We start from the raw sequence: 17,893 nt of genomic DNA on the forward strand, positions 1-17,893 counted from the left end.
GCGATCCCGGCGCGCGCGCAGCGCTCAGTTCAGCTCCAGCGTGGCGTCGCCGGAGAAGGTCTCGATCTTGATCGAACCGCTGCCGTTGCCGTAGCGGTGCTCGAAGCTCGAACCCGGGCCGTGCTTGGGCCGGACGATCTGCGCATCGGGCGCGCTCAGGTCGCCGCTGAAGCTCTGTCCGTGCACGGTCGCCGACAGCGCGCGCGGCAGCGACAAGCGGACATCGCCGCTGACCGTTTCCAGCGAGATCTCGCCGCCGTCGGCCAGGGCCCCGGTCACGCGCAGGTCGCCCGACACGGAATTGCCCGACAGCTTGGCCAAGCGCGATTCGCGGGTGGTCACGTCGACCTTGCCGGAGACCGTCTCGATGTCGACCTCGCCGTTGAGCCGGCCGCGCAGGCTGAGGTCGCCGCTGACGGTCTGGGCCGAGACTTTCGGGCTGTTGAGGGTCAGGCGCAGGTCGCCGCTGACGCTCTCGATTTCGGCCTCGCGCGGGGCCGCGGCGACGATCACGTCGCCGCTGACACTGTCGATGCTGAGGTCGCGCGGGGCGACGCCGTTGACGTCGACGGTGGCCGAGACCGCATCGATCTCCAGCTTGGCCTGCAGCGGCACGGTCAGGCGCAGTTCGGTCGGCTCGCTCTTGTCGCCGCCGACCAGGAAGCCCATGCCGCTGCCGCGGTTGGGGTAGCGGACCTTGATCGACAGATGCTCGCGGTCGCCTTCGATCTCGAGCTTCTCGACGCCTTCGCCGAGGCTGCCCTCGATCTTGACCTCGGGACGGTCCCAGGCGCGGACCTGGATCAGGCCTTTGACGTTGTCGATGTCGATGCTGCCCATCGGGTCGAGCGGACGGGTCTCGTTGATCGGCGTCGCGGCGCAGGCCGGCATCGCCGCGACGAGGGCCAGTGCCAACAGGCCGAGCACGGGAGCGATGTGGCGGCGATTGCGGAGAGCGCTGCGGTTGCGGGGGTGAGCGGTGGTCATCGTGGCGTCCTCCGTGGATCAGGTGTAGACCACGCGCTGTGCGAGCGCGAGGCGGCGGGCGTAAGTGCGGCGCAGTTGTTCGAGCAACAGTCGCGAATCGGGATCGTGGGCGAGCGCATCGAGAATCAGCGCGGCATTGCGGTCGAGTTCGTCGAACGCCGGCTGCATCGCTTTCGCTTGTTCGGTGGCCGGGGCGATCTCGCGGATCGCGGCCTGGTACTGGCGGGTCATGCCGTCGGCTTCGCGCTGCACAAGGCTTGCAGGCGCCTTGGCCTGAGCGGCGACCGGCACCGAGGTTTCGGGCTGGGCGCGGTACTGCCCGGCGATGCCGATCGCCAATGCGGCGACGCTGGCCGCCAGCGCGAACGGCGCCATCCAACGGTTGCGGGTGGTTTCACGCGGCCGCAGGGCGGTCACCGGCGCGGTCGCTTGCGTTTCGGCGGCAACAGCCGGCGTATGCGCAGCGGCCGGCGGGGCCTGCTCGCCGAGGCGCGCGGCGATGCCGGGCCACAGATCGCGCGTCGGCGGCGCATCCCGGCGCAGCGCACGCAACTGCCAGCGCAAGGCGTCGGGCAGCTCGCCGTCGGGGGTATGGCCTTCCGGGGTTCGGTTGTGGTCGCTCATGCCTGCTCTCCAAGTCGCGACCGCAGCAGACTGCGGGCGCGATGCAACTGTGCTTTGGAACTGCCGACCGCCATGCCGAGCTCGGCGGCGATCTCCTCATGCTTCCAGCCTTCGACGTCGTACAGCACCAACACGGCACGGGCGCGGGGCGGCAGCGTAGCGACGGCGCGTTCCAGGTCCATCGACAAGGCCATCACATGACCGGCCGAGTCGGCGCTGCCGATCAGCTCGAACGCGTCCTCGTCGCTGTCCTCGAACGGCCGGCTGCGCCGTCCGCGCAGTTCCATCAGGGCGGTGTTGACCGCCAGCCGGTGCAGCCAGGTGCCGAACGCCGATTCGAAGCGGAAGTTCGGCAGCGCCTGCCAGGCGCGGACGAAGGCCTCCTGGGTCAGGTCCTCGGCGCGGGCGCCGTGGTAACCGACCAGGCGGGCGATCACACCCTGGACCCGGCCGGCGTGGCGGCGGTAGAGCGCTTCGAAGGCGGCGACGCCACCGGCCGCCGCGGCGGCGACCAGGGCACGGTCGTCGTCGACTTCGATCGAGGCTGCGGTGTCTGGCATGTGGTCGTTCACGGCGGTCAGCATACTGAGTCCGATGCGCGATCGCGGCTCAGGGTTTAAGGGCGGCAACGAGAGGATCAGGAACGACGAACGAGGAACGAGCGTCGCGCCGGCTCCCTCCCCGGAGCCCGGCCGAAGCCCGCCGGTCGGGAGCCTGATCGAGAGAGGAACCAGAGATCGGCAACGAGGGCGCGCAGCCCCCTCCCCTGACGCGGCGGAAGCCCGCCGGTGGCCAAGCCTGAAACGAAAGAGGAACGAGTCCCGAGCAGGCCCGACCGCGGCCCGCTCGTTACTCGTTCCTCTCCACTCGTTCCTAAGCTACAGACTCAGCCCTTGAGTACCGCCGCGATGCGCTGCTGCTCGTCGTGCAAGGCCTGCGGCATGCGCGGGCCGTACTCGCGCAGGTAATCGCCGATGCTGTCGAACTCGGCGCTCCAACCGGCATGATCGAAGCCGAACAGCTTGGCGTAGGCCTCGTCGCTGAGGCTCACACCGGCCAGGTTGAGGTCCTGCGCATCCGGCAGGTGGCCGATCGGGGTCTCGGTGGCACCGGCCTCGCCCTTGACGCGGCCGATCATCCACTCGATCACGCGCAGGTTGTCGCCGAAGCCCGGCCACAGGAACTTGCCGTCGTCGCCCTTGCGGAACCAGTTGACGTGGAACACCTTCGGCAGCTGTGCGCCGTCGCGGTCGAACGACAGCCAATGGCTGAAGTAATCGGCGAAGTTGTAGCCGCAGAACGGCTTCATCGCCATCGGGTCGCGGCGCATCACGCCGACCGCGCCGGTCGCGGCAGCGGTGGTTTCCGAGCCCATCGCGGCGCCGACCAGCACGCCGTGGGTCCAGTCGCGGGCCTCGAACACCAGCGGCACCAGCGAAGCGCGGCGGCCGCCGAACACGATCGCCGAGATCGGCACGCCGGCGGGGTTTTCCGCTTCCGGCGAGTAGCTCGGGCACTGCTTGGCCGACACGGTGAAGCGTGCGTTCGGATGCGCGGCCGGGCCCTTGGCGGCGTCATAGGCATTGCCGCGCCAATCGGTGACCGGGGTTTGCCCGTCGTCCAGGCCTTCCCACCACGGCTGGCCGTCGGCGGTCACGCCGACGTTGGTGAAGATGGTGTTGCTCTGGATCGACTTGAGCGCGTTCGGGTTCGACTTGGCCGAGGTGCCCGGCGCGACGCCGAAATAACCGGCTTCGGGGTTGATCGCGTACAGGCGGCCATCGGCGCCGGGACGCATCCAGCAGATGTCGTCGCCGACCGTCCACACCTTCCAGCCGGCGTGGCGATAGCCTTCCGGCGGAATCAGCATGGCCAGATTGGTCTTGCCGCAGGCCGACGGGAACGCGGCGGCGACGTAATGGGTCTCGCCGAGCGGGTTCTCGATACCGACGATCAGCATGTGCTCGGCGAGCCAGCCTTCGTTGCGCGCCTGGTGCGAGGCGATGCGCAGCGCGTGGCATTTCTTGCCGAGCAAAGCATTACCGCCGTAACCCGAACCGAACGACTTGATGGCCAGCTCGTCGGGGAAATGCATGATGAAACGGCGCTCGGGATCGAGCTCGCCGATCGAATGCAGGCCGCGCACGAAGCTGCCCTCGCGCTCGATGCGGGCCAACGCCTGCGCGCCCATGCGCGTCATCACGCGCATGTTGGCGACCACGTACGGCGAGTCGGTGATTTCCACGCCGCAACGCGCCAGCGGCGAGTCGATCGGGCCCATGCAGTACGGAATCACGTACAGGGTGCGGCCGCGCATGCAGCCGTCGAACAAGGCGTCCATCTGGGCGTGCGCCTGCGCCGGCGCCATCCAGTGGTTGTTCGGACCCGCGTCTTCACGCTCGTTGGTGCAGACGAAGGTCAGGTGTTCGACACGGGCCACGTCGTCGGGATGCGAGCGGTGCAGATAGCTGCCCGGGTGCGTGTCCTGATTCAGCGTTTCGAGGGTGCCGTCGGCCAGCATCCGGGCGACCAGGGCGTCGTATTCGGCATCGCTGCCATCGCACCAGTGGATCTTGTCGGGACGGGTCAGCGCGGCGACTTGCGCGACCCATTCGTTGAGTGCGACCAGCAGACTGCCCGCGCTCCCCGGCACGGCAGTCGCGGGGGCGGCGTCTTTCAAATTGGCATTCACGGCATTGCTCTCCAGCCGGGGGAACGGGAAAAAAAGCGAATCAAGTGGAAACAAGGTTCATGACGAAGGAATCAGCGTGGCCATCATGTGCTCGACATAGGCCTCGAATTCGTCGTGTTGCATGCGGGTCTGATGCAACTGCAGGTTCAGTTGCAGGAAGCCGACATAGGCGGCGTAGAGCAGGCGCGCGCGATGCTGGGCATCGGTGCGGCTGAGGCCGGCCTGGCGGAAAGAAGCGGTGAGGTAATCGAGGCGGCGTTCGGAAACGCGCCCGATCACCGGCTGCACGGCGGGATGGTCCAGTGCCTTGAGCAGCTCGGAATAGATGATGTGCGACTTGACCTCGTGGGCGACGAGGTGGAACAGCGAGCGCAGGCGCTGGCGCGGATCGGGAATCGGCTCGAGCTGGCCGAACACGGTTTCCTGCTCGACTTTTTCCCAACGCTCCAACGCGGCGACGAGCAACGCATCGCGCGACGGAAAGTGCCAGTAGAAGCTTCCCTTGGTGACGCCGAGACGGCGCGCGAGCGGTTCGACCGCTACCGCAGCGACGCCTTGTTCGGCGATCAAGTCGAGGGCGGCCTGGGCCCAGTCGTCGGCACTGAGGCGACCGCTGCGCTCAGGCTTGGCCTCCGGCTTGGCGTCGGCGGCCGAGACGGCGGGCGGGGTGTCGAGCTTCGGCTCGGGCTTGTTCGAGGCAGGCTGGTTCATGGATGACAAGTTTAACCATACGCCACGGTCGGGAACAGTACGCAGTGCAGCAAAAAGCGATGGGATTGGTGATTCGGGATTCGGGATTGGTACAGCAAGAGCCCGGACCCGCCCGGAAAAAACCACGCTGCCGCCCGCTGCCACACCGAATCCCGTATCCCCAATCCCGAATCCCGGCGGTTCGGTTGACAGCTCGAAACGGCGATTCCATACTCGGCCGTATGTTAAGCGTTTGATGCCAGCGTTTGAATGCCGATCGGCTCGCCGCCAGGAGGCATCGCCATCCGCACCGACATCACGCGTGCCCGATTAGCTTGAGTCTTAGCCGCATCCTCCGGAGCGCCGCCATGAGTATCGCGATCCCCTTCCTTGCCTTCCTTCTGGTCGGCGCCATCGCCGCCTATCACCGCCTGCGCCTGCCGGTCTGGGCCGCGCTGACCGCGACGGTACTGGTGGGCTGTTATCTGCTGGGCGCCAACCCGGTCGCGACCATCGTCGCCGCGACCCTGGTCGCGCTGATCGCAGTGCCGCTGCTGGTGCCGGCGATCCGCCTGCCGCTGATCACCAAGCCGCTGCTCGGCTTCTACACCAAGATCCTGCCGCCGCTGTCGGAAACCGAGCGCACCGCGCTCGAGGCCGGCACGGTCGGGTTCGAAGGCGAACTGTTCTCGGGCAAGCCCGACTGGCAGCAATTGCTGTCCCAGCCCAAGCCGGTGCTGAGCGCCGATGAACAAGCTTTCCTCGACGGCCCGGTCGAAGAGCTGTGCAAGATGACCAACGATTGGCAGATCACCCATATCGATGCCGATCTGTCGCCGGAGCTGTGGGGCTACATCAAGAAGAACAAGTTCTTCGGCCTCAACATTCCGAAGGAATACGGCGGCCTGGGTTTCACCGCGCTCGCCAACCACAAGGTGATCCAGAAGCTGGCTTCGGTCTCCAGCGTGGTCAGCTCGACCGTCGGCGTGCCGAACTCGCTCGGCCCGGCCGAGTTGTTGATGCACTACGGCACCCAGGAACAGAAGGACCACTACCTGCCGCGCCTCGCCGACGGCCGTGAAGTGCCCTGCTTCGGCCTGACCGGCCCCTGGGCCGGCTCGGATGCGACCTCGATCCCGGACTTCGGCATCGTCACCATGGGCGACTGGAACGGCGCGCGCGTGGTCGGCGTCAAGCTGACCTTCGACAAGCGCTACATCACCCTGGCCCCGGTCGCGACCCTGATCGGCCTGGCCTTCCGCATGTACGACCCGGACGGCCTGATCGGCGACAAGCGCGACATCGGCATCACCCTGGCGTTGCTGCCGCGCGACACCGCCGGCGTCGAAGTCGGCCGTCGCCACTTCCCGCTCAACTGCACCTTCCAGAACGGCCCGGTACGCGGCAAGGAAGTGTTCATCCCGCTGAGCCAGCTGATCGGCGGCGAAGCCTACGCCGGCAAGGGCTGGCAGATGCTGGTCGAATGCCTGTCGATCGGCCGTTCGATCACCCTGCCCTCCTCGGGCAGCGGCGGCGCCAAGATGGGCGCCATCGTCACCGGCGCCTACGCCCGCATCCGCAAGCAGTTCGGCCTGTCGGTCGGCCGCTTCGAAGGCGTCGAGGAAGCGCTGGCGCGCATCGCCGGCCACGCCTTCGCGGTCAGCGCGCTGTCGCAGGCCACCGCCGCGGCGGTCGCGCGCGGCGAAAACCCGGCCGTGCCCTCGACCATCGCCAAATACCACTGCACCGAGATGGCCCGCGAAGTCGCCAAGGACGTCATGGACATCCACGGCGGCAAGGGCATCATCCTGGGGCCGAAAAACTACGCCGGCCGCAACTGGCAGGCGCTGCCGATCATGATCACCGTGGAAGGCGCGAACATCATGACGCGCTCGCTGATGATCTTCGGCCAGGGCGCGATCCTGTGCCACCCGTGGGTGCTCAAGGAAATGAAGGCGGCGATGCTGCCCGACGAGACCGAGCGCCTGCGCGAGTTCGACAAGAACCTGTTCGGCCATATCGGCTTCGCCATCTCCAACGCCGTGCGCAGCTGGTGGTACGGCCTGACCGCCGCGCGCATCGGCGCTGCCCCGGGCGACGCCTACACCCGCCGCTACTACCGCAAGCTCAACCGTTATTCGGCAACGCTGGCGGTGATGGCCGACACCTCGATGCTGTTGCTCGGCGGCAAGCTCAAGTTCAAGGAATCGCTGTCGGGCCGCCTCGGCGACGTGCTGAGCCAGCTCTACATCGCCAGCAGCATGCTCAAGCGTTACGAAGACCAGGGCCGCCCCGCCGGCGACCAGCCGCTGTTGGCCTGGGCCTTCCACGACGCCGTGCATAAGATCGAACTGGCGCTGTCGGGTGCGTTGCGCAACTTCCCGATCCGCCCGGTCGGCTGGCTGCTGTGGGCGCTGATCTTCCCCTGGGGCCGCCGCGCCCAGGCGCCGAGCGACCGTCTCGGCCATCGCGCCGCGTCCTTGCTGATGTCGCCGAACGACGCGCGCGACCGTCTCGCCGAGGGTCTGTTCATCACCCCCTGCGAGAACAACCCGGCCGGCCGCATCAACAGCTACCTGCAGAAGGTCATCCTGGCCGAGCCGGTCGAGCGCAAGTTCCTCAAGGCGCTCAAGAACAGCGACATCGAAGCGCTGGACTTCCCGAGCCAGCTCGACGAGGGCGTGCGCGAAGGCTGGATCACTGCCGAAGAGCGCAAGCAGTTGGAAGAGCTGCGCGAGATGACCATCGATGCGATCAGCGTCGACGACTTCGACGCCGCCGAGCTGCGTTCGGCCGGGTACAAGGCGCTGCACGAAGCCGACCACGGCGACGCCCGCGCCGCGGCATAAGCGCAGGCCTCACATGCGACACGCTGCATGAATCGAAACGGCGGACCTTCGGGTTCGCCGTTTTGGTTTCCGGCATCCCTCGCATGGTTTCCAACACTCCGCGCCGCGCCTCCTCCTACCGTCATCCCCGCGCAGGCGGGGATCCAGGGCTCCATCGCGACATGACTCTGAAGTCTCTGCCGCCCAGCCAGGGCGCACAGCACCCTGGCGTTGATGGATGCGCGAGCCAGTGGCTCGCAAGCGCATCCATTCACCCCCGCCTGCGCGGGGACGACGGCAAGAAATAACGCGCGCCCCTTCCACCACCCATCCGGCCACCGCCCATGAGCACCGACGTCCTGAAGCTGTACAACAAGATGACCCGCTGGCCCGCCGGCCACTGGCTGTTCTCGCGCGCCATCTGCTGGAACGCGCCCTACTTCGCCAGCATCTCGCCGCGCTTCGAGTCGCTCGAGCCCGGCCGCTGCAGCGCGACCATGCGCCACCGCCGCAAGATCACCAACCACCTCGGCACCGTGCACGCCATCGCCATGTGCAACCTGGCCGAACTCACCGGTGGCGTCATGACCGACGTCAGCATCCCGCGCTCGATGCGCTGGATCCCGGTCGGCATGAGCGTGGAATACCTCAAGAAGGCGGTCGGCCAGGTACGCGCGGTGGCGACCCCGGCCGCGCCCATCGTCGAATCCGCCAGCGCCTACGACCTGCCGGTCGACGTCGTCGTCACCGACCCCGCCGGCGACGCGGTGTTCCGCGCCCGCATCGCCATGCGCGTCTCGCCCAAGCCCAAGCGCGGCTGATTGGCGCTACCGGCACAGCCCGCGGCCGGGGCCCCGGCGTACCATCCGCGACAGATCCTCACGAACCCGGGAGAACCGCGATGAGCGCAAACGCCTGGATCTGGCTGGGCGGCCTGCACAGCCTGGCCTTCGCCGCCTTCCACATGGCGTTCTGGAAACTGTTCGGCTGGCGCCGCAGCCTGCAGACCGCCACCGTCGCCGACCGCGCCATCCTGCAGATTCTCAACCTGCGCCTGATTTACGTCCTGCTCGGCATCGCCGCGCTGTGCTTCTTCTACACCGACGAACTGCAAGACACCGCGCTGGGCCGCGCGGTGCTGGTCGGCATGTCGCTGTTCTGGATCGGCCGCACCATCGAGCAGTTCGTGTTCCTGCGCATCAACCGGCCGATGGTGCATGTGCTGACTGCGCTGTTCGTGCTGGGCGCGGTGATCTTCGCCATGCCCTTGCTCGTCTGAGCTTACTCGTCTGGGCTTGCTCGTCTGGGCTTGCTCATCTGGGCCGGCTCGTCGCAACCTGTTCGTCTGAGCCGGCCAATACGATCCGACCGTGCGATTCGCTCAGGCGAGCCGCGCAGCCCCTCGCCGCTCAGGTCGCGCAATCCACCGCTTCGACCGGCTCCGGCCGCGCGCCCATCGACATCAGCACCACCCCCACCAGCACCGACACCCCGACGATGGCCGCGGCGGCATAACCCAGGCCGCCGACGCCGATCGCATCGATCACGCGGCCGCCGACGATGGCGCCGACGCCGATGCCCAGGTTGGCGCCGGAGATGTTCAGCGACGCGGCGAACGCCGGCGCCTCGGGCGCGGACTTCATCACCCGGACATGGCTGACCGGAAACAAGGCCGCCTGGGTGACGCCCCACAGCGCGAGCGTGGCGGCGAACAGCGGCAGCGAGTGGATCGACGGCACCACCAGCACCAAGCCCAGCGCCATCGGCACGCTGAAGATCATCGAGGCGGCCAGCGGATTGCGGTCGACGATGCGGCCGCCCAGGGTGTTGCCGATCAGGCCGACCGCACCGAACGCCATCAGCGCCCAGCCGACCACCGAACCGTCGAAGCCGGCCAGGCGCTCGAACATGTCGGCCAGATAGGTGTAGGCGGTGAACATGCCGGTGAACAACAAGACCGACAGCAGCACATGCCCACTCACGCGCGGATCGCGCAGCACCCGGAACTGCTGGCTCAGCTTCACCTGCGGCTTGTCCATGCGGCTGTCCGGCAGGAACACGAACAGCAAGGTCGCCTTCAACAGCGAAGCGATCGACAGAGCGACGAAGGCCGCGCGCCAGCCGAAGGCATCGGCGATCAGGGTGCCGGTCGGCACGCCGATCACGGTGGCGCAGATCACGCCGAAGGAAATCACCGAGATCGCGCGACCGGCGCGCTCCTGCCCGGCCAGGTCGACCGCGGTCTCGCTGGCCAGCGCCCAGAACACCGGCACGCCCAGCGCCGGAATCAAGCGCGCCAACGCCATCACGCCGAGGTTGGGCGCCATCGCCGCGACCGCGTTCGAGGCCGCGAACAACAACAGCACCACGATGAACAAACGCTTGCGTTCGAAACGCGAGAAATACGCGGTCAGGAACGGACCGCTGGCGGCGACCGCGAAGGCGAACAAGGTCACCAGCAAGCCGGCCTGCGACACGCTGACGCCGAGATCGCGCGCCAACGACGGCAGCAGGCCGACCAGGATGAATTCGGTCGTCAGCACGGTAAAACCGGCCGCCGACAACAACAGAAGAGGCAGTAGCACGACAGACTCCGCAGACGAAGACGCAACGGCCCGATCGATCGGGCCGGTGTGGAGGGATGAGGGGAAAGATCTGGGCGCGCCGTGTGCGGCGCATGGGACCAATCTAGAAAATCGCGGCGCGCGGATAAACCGCATCGCCATGCTTTCATCGTTCCGGACAGCGAACGATCGCGGCAAGCCGCGCCACCGCGTGCGTTCGCGAGTTAACGACGATTCGGGACTGTCAATCCCGGATCGCGCTCTAGTCGATGACGACACGATGCGGCAGGCTGTCGGGCCTGCGTCGCGAGCTCTGCGCGATCATCGTCACAGCACGCCATCGCACCCTCACACGACCTCGAACCGCGCCGACCTAGGCTCGATGCCCTATTCGGCGACGAGGCTATGGCGATGGCGAAGATCCTGGTGCTCTATTACTCGGCCTATGGCCACATCGAAACGATGGCGCAGGCCGTCGCTGAGGGCGCGCGCGAAGCCGGCGCGCAGGTCGACATCAGGCGCGTACCCGAACTGGTGCCTGACGAGGTCGCGCGCAAGTCGCACTACAAGCTCGACCAGCAGGCGCCGATCGCGAAGATCGCCGAGTTGGCCGACTACGACGCGATCGTCATCGGCACCGGCACCCGTTTCGGCCGCATGTCGTCGCAGATGGCCAATTTTCTCGATCAGGCCGGCGGCCTGTGGGCCTCGGGCGTACTGCACGGCAAGGTCGGCGCCGCCTTCACTTCGACCGCGACCCAGCACGGCGGCCAGGAGACCACCTTGTTCTCGATCATCACCAACCTGCTCCACTTCGGCATGGTGATCGTCGGCCTCAATTACGGTTTCCCCGGGCAGACGCGCCTGGACCAAGTCACCGGCGGCGCGCCCTACGGCAGCACCACCATCGCCGGCAGCGACGGCTCGCGCCAGCCCAGCGACAACGAACTCGACGCGGCGCGCTACCAGGGCCGCGAAGTCGCCGAGGTGGCCAGGAAACTGCACGGTTGAGCGGGCGGCCTCGGCCAGGCGGCCGGCAGCTCGGTGTGGCCGACGACGCACTTTCGCGCCCGCATTGGCCGATTACGGCAAATCATGGCCCTGTCGGACACGCGATTGCGTACGTACAGTGTGACAGGTACCGCCGATGGCACCGCGCGCTTCTCCGGCGCCGCATCGGCAGCCGCTTCCCGGCATGCAGTTCCGCCGCGCACGGACCCGCACCTGTCGAAGGAACGCAACGATGTCGTCCCCCGCAGATGAATTGATCGAACGCCTGCCGCTGATCGGCGACGGCGCCGCCGCCACTCAGGCGCGGGAGCTATTGGCGATGGATGTCGGCTGGGCCTCGATCCGGGGCCAGGCCTCGTCCGCCGCGGCGTGGCGCCCCAGCCAAGCCTTCCTGATCGTCGAAGGCTCGCTCGACCTCGCCGGCAACGCGATAATCGGCACCGGCGAGCACGACCAGGGCGCGTTGATCGTGCTCGGCGACCTGCGCTGCCGCAACCTGGTCGTGGCCCAGGATTTCCATTTGGTCGTCACCGGCGATCTGATCGCGAGCGAAGCCGTGGTCGCCGACCTCGGCGACAGCACCGCCCATGTCGCCGGCAGGGTGCAGGCGCCGGTGCTGCTGTCCGGCGATGCCGGCTGGTTGACCCTCGACCGGGCCGACGGCCTGCGCGTGGCGCGCACCAGCGCCTACGTCATCGTCGACGAGCAACCCCTGCCCTTGCCTCCGCACAGCCTCAGCGAACTCGTCGACGACGGCGTGCTCGATCGCGAGGAATGGGACGGCCTGGACGCGGACGAACGCGAAGGCCAGGACATCGACGAGTTCGTCGTGCTCGACGAAAGCCGCGTGCTCAGGCGCCTCGCCGCGGGCGATTCGATCCTGCGCGGCTGAGGCCGCAAGACGGACCCGGCCTGCCCGTACGACGGCAGGCCATGCCGGGCGAGACCGCGACCGCGCTCAGTGCAGCCACACCGCCAGGAAGCCGAGCAGGGCCGGCAAGGCCTGGATGAAGAAGATACGGCGATTGACCGTGGCCGCGCCGTATACGCCGGCGACCACCACGCAGGCCAGGAAGAACAACGCGACGTCCTGGCGCGTGCACACCAGCGACCAGATCAGGCCGGCGGCGAGGAAACCGTTGTACAGGCCCTGGTTCGCCGCCAGCACTTTCGACTGCTCGGCCTTCTCCAGGCTTTGCCGGAACACCTTGAGCCCGAGCGGCCGGGTCCACAGGAACATCTCCAGGACCATGAAGTACAGATGCAGCAGCGCGACCAGGACGATCAGGGCGACGGCGATCCAGTGCATCGGCTGGCTCCTAGGCTAAGGCGGGTGTTGGAACCGCAGCATAAGGCTTTGGCTCGGCGCCGCGCAGCTGGGGGGGAATCGGCGCCGAGGAGCGAGGAGTGAGGAACGAGTAAAGCCTCGGGCGGCCGGCTTTCGCTCACTTCTCACTCCTCCGCACTCACTTCTCCTGCCCCTTCCCCGCGTCTGCGCCCGCATGCCAGGCCTGCAACACCTCGGCCTCGCGTTGCGGCGCTATCCCGGCCTTGGGCTTGCTGCGGCGTTCGGCCGGCAGGCCATGCCAATAAGCGAGCGTGTCGCGCACGGTCTCGCGCAGCGGCCGATAGCTCAGGCCGGCCGCGCGCGCCTTCGCCACCGAGGTGCGGCCGAAGCCGGCGTACTCGCCCCGCGCTGGAATCCAGGCCGGCATGTCCTGCCACGGCGACACTTTCTGCGCTTCGAGAAAATCCGCCGGTACCCAGGTAACGGTCGACTTCGCCTTGGCCGCGCGCTGCGATTCGGCCAGCACCGCGCCCATGGTCAGCGCGCCGGGCGCGGCATCGGCGTTGTAGGTGCCGAAATGGCCGTGCTCGATCGTCGCCAGCAAGAACGCCGCCAGGTCGCGCACGTCGATGAACTGGGTCGGGTCCTGCGCGCTGCCGGGCGCCAGGATCTCGCCGCCGCGATCTGCGCGCGCCGGCCAATAGGTGAAACGATCGGTGGTGTCGCCGGGGCCGACGATCAACCCCGGACGGACCACCGTGGTGCGCTTGGGCAGTTCACGCTCGGCGGCCTGCTCGCACAAGGCCTTGAGGCCACCGTAGGTTTCGCCGGTGACCTCGGTGATGTCGGGATCGGCCAGCACCGCGAGCGGCGATTTCTCGTCGCTGGGGACATCGTTCTTGGCGTACACCGAGATCGTCGACACCAGCACGTACTGCTTCACCCTCGGCGCCAGCAAGTTGGCCGAGCGGGTCACGTCCGCCGGCAAGTACGCCGAGGTATCCAGCACCGCGTCCCACCGGCGTTCGCCTTCCAGGGCTTTCATGTCGGTCTTGCGATCGCCGTGCAGCTGTTCGATGTCGCTGAACTGCTCGCCGGAGAACTTGCCCGGGTTGGTCTTGCCGCGATTGAACAAGGTCAGGGTGTGGCCGTGCTTGCGCGCGATCTCGACGAAATGCGGGCCGAGAAAGCCGGTGCCGCCGAGCACCAGCAGTTTCAACGGCGCCGGTTTGCGCAGGCTGCGTGCGAACGAGGGCAAGGCGAGCAGGCCGGCGCCGGCGGCGCCCGCGGCCAGGAAATCGCGACGACTGGTTTTCATGCTTCACCTCGTAGAGATCGGATGTCGGAAGGAAGATTCGCGGCCGCGCCCGGCAGGCCGCGTTGGGTGCGCACGATGCTCCAGGCGCTCGCGGTCATGCCGGCGGCGGCGAGCACACCGGCCGCGAATACCGCCTGGGTGCCGAACAGGGCCACGCCCTTGTGGATCCAGACGAAGGCCAGGTCGGTGCCGCGGAACACCGCGGTGTCGATCACCGCCTTGCCCTTGTAGCGCGAGGGCCGATCGACTCGCGTGTACAAGGTCTCGCGTGCCGGCTTGGCCAGGGCGAACTCGCCGGCGCGCTGCAGCACCTGCACGATCGCGACCATCACCGGCAACGGCGAGGCCAGCAGCACGCCGAAGCCGAGCAACAAGGTCAGCCCCGGCATCAACAAAGCCGGGGCGACGCCGTGCCGATTCAACAGCCAGCGGGTCAACAGCAATTGGGTAAGGATCGCGAGCAAGTTGACCGCGCTGTCGATGCGGGCGAAATAGCGCGTCGCGGCCTCGGCGCTGGGATAGAACTCGCGTGCGATCGCCGCCTGCTGGTTGTAGAGCAAGGTCGCCGCGCCGACGCTGAAGAACAAGGTAACCGCCATCGCCCGCAACACCGGCCGCTGCCAGACCAACTTGAGGCCGGCCCAGACCGAGCCGCCCATCGCGCCTTCGCCGCTGTCGAGGCCGTGCTCGCGCTCGCGCCGGATCGCCCACGGCCGTAGGCGCACGATGCACAGCACGCAGATCGCGAGGAACGCCACCGAGACGAGCAACAGATTGGCCACGCCCAAGGGCTGCACCAGCCACTGGGTCAGGATCGGCCCGAGCACCGCGCCGGCGGTGCCGCCAGCGCCGATATAGCCGTACAGGCGACGCGCCTGGGCATCGTCGAACACGTCGGCCATGTAACTCCAGAACACGGTCACCGCGAACAGGTTGAACACCGCGGTCCAGACGAAGAACACCATGCCCCGCCCCGGCACGCCGGCGTTGAACGCCCAATGGAACGCCAACAGACAGGCGATGAACAACGCATACACCACCGGCAGCAGCACCCGCCGCGGAAACCGCGCGACCAGGGCACCGTAGACTGGCTGCAAAGCCAGCATGGTCACGAAGGTGCAGGTGAACAGCACCTGCAGCACGAAGTCCCTGAGTTCCAGACCGTGCGCCTGCGTCCAGACGATCATCGCCTGCGGAAACACCGTGGCCGCATCGGCCGAAGCGCCCATTGCATCGCGCACCGGGCGCAGGACGTAATAGCCGCAGAGCAGGCAGAAGAAATACAGCAGCGACCACCACAGCGGCGCATTCGAGGACAGGCGCCGGGTCGGATGCGGGTTGGCAGACGCAGCGCTCATGTCCGTGCCCTGATCGCATCGGTATGAGCGCTGCGTGTGGCGAACGACGCGGATACGCGTCCACCCTCGTCGTGCCCGCTCGGTTTGCGCATCATCGCTGCTCCCGTTCCCCCGCCCAAACTAGCTGGGGGGCCCGCGTGCGGCCCCTGCGGATGGTCATACCGACCTTCGGCATGGGCGGCAACGTTCCGAGCCCCGGTGTACGCAAGCCGTGATCGGGGACTCAGTCGGGTTCCGAAACGGATCGAGCGAACGCCCCGGCGCCTGAACAAGCTCGGCAAAGCCAGCCGTCGTTTCCGTGCCGATTCGCATGATTTGTAGGAAAAGCCTGAATCGGCCGTCCGAGAAACACGGTTTCGGCGCCAGTTCGATTGTCCAGTGGGCATCGCGGCAGTAGCCTGCGGATTCCCCATCGCATCAACGGAGGATGCCCATGCGCGCGACCGCAGCGACCGCCGCTGGAGCCGGCCTGCTTCCGGCCCTGTTCTGCACACTGATGTTCTGCGCACTGATCGCATCCTGCGCCACCACGCCCCAACCCCAAGCATCGGCCAAGGAGAATGCCGCCATGACCACGCAATCGCCGACCCTCGCCGACAGCGCTCGGCTCGATGCCGAACAGATCGGCAAGCGAGTGCTGAAACTGATCGACAGCATTCACGGTGCCCAGGACCTTTCTCCCGAGAACATCGAAAAGCAGACCGGCATCAAGGTCGAGATCCATTCCGAGGATCGCACCGAATACGGTTTCGGCGGCGCGCTGACAAACGCATGGTCGTACAGCCTGACCTCGGTGTCGTACAGGCAGGGGGAAAAACCCACACGGTTGGATTTCCGCTTCCTGAGCCAGGCCCAAGGCGCCGTCGACATCGCGCCGATTTGTAGCATGGACTTCAAGGACTACAGCCAGGCATTGACCTCGGCCGGCTTCCAGGCCCAGACCTTGCCGAGCGGCGATGGCAGCGACCCCGGCTTCGGCTACCGCGGGGCCGAGCCCTGGAGTTTCGTGCGCGGCAAGGTCGAAGTGGCGGTCTACATCCACGGCAACCAAGACCCCGAGCAAGGCCGGGCCTGCATCTCGAGTCTCGCCATCAGCACTCAGGCTTGAAGGAGACCGCCATGGCCACGCCCACCGAAAAACTGGAAGCGATGCTCACGGATTTCGAGAGTGCCAACGCGCCCGGTGGCAAGAACCTGCGAGACCTGCTCAAGTCCACGCCCGAGCTGCAAGCGCGCATCGTCAAATCGATCGAGCTCGGCAACCTCGACACGATCAAACCGCTGGACCCGGCCCTGCGCTCCAGAGGCGTCATGGGCGGTTTCAATCCGGTCGACAAATCCATCGCCCTGCCGATGGACATGCTCAACAGCGCCGACACCAATCCGCGCAACGCCAATACCTTGAGGCTGGTGTTCGGCCACGAGATCGAGCACTCCGTCAACAAGACGGCCATCGCCGACGGCAACAAGGCCTTCGAGGACAAGGTGCGCAAGATCGCCGAAGGCCCGTCGCCGCACGACTACACCTCCCTGGTCAAAGATCGCAACAGCGAGAGCCGCAAGCGCGAGGCCAACGACCAGATCGCCGGGTTCAACGTGCTGGCCGCGCACGTGCGCAGGGAGAACCCGAAAGCCAGCAAGGAACAGCTTTACGACAAGTTGTTTCACTCCTCCAACCAGATGGAGCAGTACTTCGATGTCAGCGGCACACCGGGAAAGGAAAAATACACGCCGAAAGCCGGGCTGACGATCGACAAGAACGGCAAGATCGCCGCTACGACAGCGAATATCGACGCCATCGGCGAGCATTTCTACGAGGCCAACGGCTATCCGAAGGTCTACGGCCCTCGGTCTCTGGCCCTGATCAACAAGATAGAAAACGAGACCCTGGCCGCCGCCCGAGTCGGCAACCCCAGCCACCCCGCACCTGAGATCAAGGTCAACCTCAAGGAACTGGGCCTTACCGGCCTCAGATTGCCGCCAAGCTTTACCGATACCAGCCCGAGCCTGGCCCGCCCGACCCCAGCCGGGCCTGCTCCAGTCGGGCCTGCTCCAGCCGAGTCCCCGGCACCGGTCACCCCAACCGCGGCGAGCGCGCCTCCAGCAGCCTCGCGCGATTTCCGCGACGTCGGCCACCCGGATAACGGATATTTCCAACTGCTGCGCGACAAATTGCCGGCCAGCGTTCCGGACAATGCCGTGGCGCATGCGATGTTGCTGGCCAAGCAAGGCGGCCTGACCGATCCGTCGAAAGTGAACTCGAACGAGATCGGCCTGGTGGGCGGCAAGATCTGGGTCGGCGGCCATACTCCGGGCTTTCATATCAGCGCCGATCCTGCGCAATCCCCGCCGATCGAGCAGGTTTCGCAGGGACTGAGCAAGCTCCAGCAAACCTCGCAAGCACAGGAAGCGCAGAGCCTTCGCGGCCCGAACGATCCGCAACCGCAGGCTTTCGCACGCTGAGGCGACCGCCGCTCGGTCCGGACCGGTGCCGTCCGCGGCCCAGTCCGGTCCGGTCTAGTCCAGCCGAGCG

General features: G+C 67.1%; 16 protein-coding genes. 7 read left to right on the forward strand and 9 right to left on the reverse strand.

The window, feature by feature from the left end; genetic code table 11:
- Positions 1–24 precede the first annotated feature (24 nt).
- The 5 genes from GLA29479_RS19285 to GLA29479_RS19305 form a co-directional block, all read right to left on the reverse strand.
- The gene (locus GLA29479_RS19285) at positions 25–987 is read right to left on the reverse strand and encodes a DUF4097 family beta strand repeat-containing protein (RefSeq protein WP_057972536.1); all 963 of its coding nucleotides are present in this window, start codon (positions 985–987) and stop codon (positions 25–27) included.
- 18 nt (positions 988–1,005) lie between these two features.
- A complete protein-coding gene (locus tag GLA29479_RS19290; protein WP_057972537.1) occupies positions 1,006–1,611 on the reverse strand; it encodes a hypothetical protein in 606 nt (201 codons plus the stop codon).
- Positions 1,608–2,171 carry an RNA polymerase sigma factor gene (locus GLA29479_RS19295; protein WP_144436623.1) on the reverse strand — a complete coding sequence of 188 codons (564 nt, stop codon included), beginning with the start codon at positions 2,169–2,171 and terminating at the stop codon, positions 1,608–1,610. The genes GLA29479_RS19290 and GLA29479_RS19295 overlap by 4 nt, the downstream gene beginning before the upstream one ends.
- Positions 2,172–2,497: 326 nt before the next feature.
- Positions 2,498–4,303 carry a phosphoenolpyruvate carboxykinase (GTP) gene (locus tag GLA29479_RS19300; RefSeq protein WP_237051749.1) on the reverse strand — a complete coding sequence of 602 codons (1,806 nt, stop codon included), beginning with the start codon at positions 4,301–4,303 and terminating at the stop codon, positions 2,498–2,500.
- A 57-nt stretch (positions 4,304–4,360) separates the two neighbouring features.
- Entirely contained in the window at positions 4,361–5,014 is a 654-nt protein-coding gene (locus tag GLA29479_RS19305; protein ID WP_051885191.1) for a TetR/AcrR family transcriptional regulator, read from the reverse strand.
- A gap of 347 nt (positions 5,015–5,361) precedes the next feature.
- On the opposite strand from GLA29479_RS19305, the gene GLA29479_RS19310 reads away from it, so the two are divergent.
- From GLA29479_RS19310 to GLA29479_RS19320, 3 genes are all read left to right on the forward strand, one after another.
- Positions 5,362–7,842, forward strand: coding sequence for an acyl-CoA dehydrogenase (locus GLA29479_RS19310; RefSeq protein WP_057972538.1), 2,481 nt, complete (start codon positions 5,362–5,364; stop codon positions 7,840–7,842).
- A 323-nt stretch (positions 7,843–8,165) separates the two neighbouring features.
- Positions 8,166–8,642: a hotdog fold domain-containing protein gene (locus GLA29479_RS19315; RefSeq protein ID WP_057972539.1), complete on the forward strand. Its 477-nt coding sequence runs from the start codon at positions 8,166–8,168 to the stop codon at positions 8,640–8,642.
- An 80-nt stretch (positions 8,643–8,722) separates the two neighbouring features.
- Positions 8,723–9,100: a hypothetical protein gene (locus GLA29479_RS19320; protein ID WP_057917184.1), complete on the forward strand. Its 378-nt coding sequence runs from the start codon at positions 8,723–8,725 to the stop codon at positions 9,098–9,100.
- 130 nt (positions 9,101–9,230) lie between these two features.
- Here GLA29479_RS19320 and GLA29479_RS19325 read toward each other — a convergent pair whose 3' ends face one another.
- The gene (locus GLA29479_RS19325) at positions 9,231–10,406 is read right to left on the reverse strand and encodes an MFS transporter (protein WP_057972540.1); all 1,176 of its coding nucleotides are present in this window, start codon (positions 10,404–10,406) and stop codon (positions 9,231–9,233) included.
- Positions 10,407–10,796: 390 nt separating this feature from the next.
- Here GLA29479_RS19325 and wrbA point away from each other — a divergent pair, with 390 nt between their 5' ends.
- Positions 10,797–11,396 carry an NAD(P)H:quinone oxidoreductase gene (wrbA, locus tag GLA29479_RS19330; protein WP_057919952.1) on the forward strand — a complete coding sequence of 200 codons (600 nt, stop codon included), beginning with the start codon at positions 10,797–10,799 and terminating at the stop codon, positions 11,394–11,396.
- 232 nt (positions 11,397–11,628) lie between these two features.
- A complete protein-coding gene (locus tag GLA29479_RS19335; protein ID WP_144436624.1) occupies positions 11,629–12,288 on the forward strand; it encodes a polymer-forming cytoskeletal protein in 660 nt (219 codons plus the stop codon).
- 66 nt (positions 12,289–12,354) lie between these two features.
- On the opposite strand, the gene GLA29479_RS19340 is transcribed toward GLA29479_RS19335, so the two are convergent.
- The 3 genes from GLA29479_RS19340 to GLA29479_RS19350 form a co-directional block, all read right to left on the reverse strand.
- A complete protein-coding gene (locus GLA29479_RS19340; protein WP_057917181.1) occupies positions 12,355–12,705 on the reverse strand; it encodes a DUF1304 domain-containing protein in 351 nt (116 codons plus the stop codon).
- Positions 12,706–12,862: 157 nt separating this feature from the next.
- The gene (locus GLA29479_RS19345) at positions 12,863–14,002 is read right to left on the reverse strand and encodes an NAD-dependent epimerase/dehydratase family protein (protein WP_057972541.1); all 1,140 of its coding nucleotides are present in this window, start codon (positions 14,000–14,002) and stop codon (positions 12,863–12,865) included.
- Positions 13,999–15,360, reverse strand: a complete 1,362-nt coding sequence (locus GLA29479_RS19350) for an NTP/NDP exchange transporter (protein WP_057972542.1) — start codon at positions 15,358–15,360, stop codon at positions 13,999–14,001. Before GLA29479_RS19350 ends, GLA29479_RS19345 begins: the two co-directional genes overlap by 4 nt.
- 433 nt (positions 15,361–15,793) lie before the next feature.
- Here GLA29479_RS19350 and GLA29479_RS19355 point away from each other — a divergent pair, with 433 nt between their 5' ends.
- On the forward strand, positions 15,794–16,468 hold the full coding sequence (locus GLA29479_RS19355; RefSeq protein WP_057917178.1) for a hypothetical protein: 675 nt from the start codon (positions 15,794–15,796) through the stop codon (positions 16,466–16,468).
- Positions 16,469–16,479: 11 nt separating this feature from the next.
- The gene (locus GLA29479_RS19360) at positions 16,480–17,823 is read left to right on the forward strand and encodes a hypothetical protein (RefSeq protein ID WP_057917177.1); all 1,344 of its coding nucleotides are present in this window, start codon (positions 16,480–16,482) and stop codon (positions 17,821–17,823) included.
- Positions 17,824–17,893: the final 70 nt, after the last annotated feature.

It is taken from the genome of Lysobacter antibioticus (assembly GCF_001442535.1).
GTDB classification, from domain to species: domain Bacteria; phylum Pseudomonadota; class Gammaproteobacteria; order Xanthomonadales; family Xanthomonadaceae; genus Lysobacter; species Lysobacter antibioticus.